We start from the raw sequence: 1,478 nt of genomic DNA, 5'->3' as shown, positions 1-1,478 counted from the left end.
CTGTTGGCCCCTGTCCCGCCGTTGCCCCGCCCGAGACCCTGGAGGTGCCGCAACGCGTCATCCGCGGCATTCGAGAGAGGAAACCCGCATGCTCGCCACCTCCACCCCCAGGATGTCCGAGGCCCTGCCCGCCGAGCAGATGGGCCGTCTGATGCGGCTCGCGCGGGAGGTGACGTTCCCGCAGGGCACACGGATCTTCGAGGAGGGCGGACGCGCCGACCACTTCTGGATCGTACGGACCGGCAGGGTCGCCCTCGACCTGCGCGTCCCCGGCCGCCACTCCCCCGTGATCGACACCCTCGGCTTCGGCGAACTCATCGGCTGGTCCTGGATGTTCCCGCCCTACGTGTGGCAACTGGGCGCGGAGGCGGTCTCCACGGTCAACGCGCACGAACTGGACGCGTCGACCGTACGGCTGATGTGCCAGTCCGACCCGGCCCTCGGCACGGCCGTCGGCCAGTGGGTCGGCCGGGTGCTCGCCCGGCGCCTGCACGCCACCCGCACGCGCCTGCTCGACCTGTACGCCCCCTACGGCGTCGGCGCTCCCCTGTAGCTCCGCCGATGGGTACCGTTCGGCCCTGTCGAGGCCCCCGCCCGGTGCGCGACGCTCGGTCGGGTACAGCCGAGATGGCAGGCATTTGCAGGGAGTCGTGGTCATGGCCGAACGTCAGCACGTGCCCGGCAGCACACCCGTCCGCGTGTTCCTCCTCGACGACCACGAGGTCGTGCGCCGCGGTCTGCACGACCTGCTGGACGCCGAACCCGATCTGGAGGTCGTCGGGGAGGCGGCCACCGCTGAGCAGGCACTGGTCCGCGGGCCCGCGCTGCGGCCCGACGTGGCGATCCTGGACGTCCGGCTCCCCGACAGCGACGGGATCACCGTCTGCCGCGAACTGCGGGCGCGCATGCCGGAGCTGGCGTGCCTGATGCTGACGTCGTTCGACGACGACGACGCGCTGCTGGACGCGATCATGGCGGGGGCAGCAGGTTACGTCCTCAAGCAGATCAAGGGCTCCGACCTGATCTCGGCGGTCCGCACGGTCGGGTCGGGGCAGTCGATGCTCGACCCGGCGACCACGGCGCGGCTGATGCGGACCCTGCGCGCCCCGGCCGGCGCCGCCGCGACCGAGGGCGCCGCGCCCTGCGACGGCGCGGGCCCCGCGGGGCTGTCGGAGCGTGAGCGCGAGTTCCTCGCGCTCATCGGCGAGGGGCTCACCAACCGGCAGATCGGCCAGCGGCTCTACCTCTCCGAGAAGACCGTCAAGAACGGCGTCTCGCGGCTACTGGCCAAGCTGGGCGTGGAGCGCCGCATCCAGGCGGCGGTGCTCGCGGCCCAACTGCCCCCGTCGCCCCGGCGGGACGGCCACTGACGGTACGGCCACTGACGGTACGGAGCCGGCGACGCGGGCCGCCGAGACGCTCCGTGCCCGCCGGCGACGCGGGCCGGCGGTACGGGACGGCCCGGCGGCCCCCGGTCA

2 protein-coding genes are annotated in these 1,478 nt (G+C 73.4%); both read left to right on the top strand.

Annotated features, from left to right (window positions below):
* Positions 1 to 88 precede the first annotated feature (88 nt).
* Complete coding sequence (locus FGF04_RS39175) at positions 89 to 553, top strand: Crp/Fnr family transcriptional regulator (RefSeq protein WP_149516157.1); 465 nt, start codon at positions 89 to 91, stop codon at positions 551 to 553.
* A gap of 103 nt (positions 554 to 656) precedes the next feature.
* Positions 657 to 1,370 (top strand): response regulator, encoded by a 714-nt coding sequence (locus FGF04_RS39170; RefSeq protein WP_149516156.1) that lies wholly within the window; start codon positions 657 to 659, stop codon positions 1,368 to 1,370.
* Positions 1,371 to 1,478 lie beyond the last annotated feature (108 nt).

This window comes from Streptomyces apricus, from assembly GCF_008369065.1.
GTDB lineage: Bacteria > Actinomycetota > Actinomycetes > Streptomycetales > Streptomycetaceae > Streptomyces > Streptomyces apricus.
The sequence above is the reverse complement of the archived record's forward strand: the minus strand, read 5'-3'. Positions and strand labels throughout refer to the sequence as shown.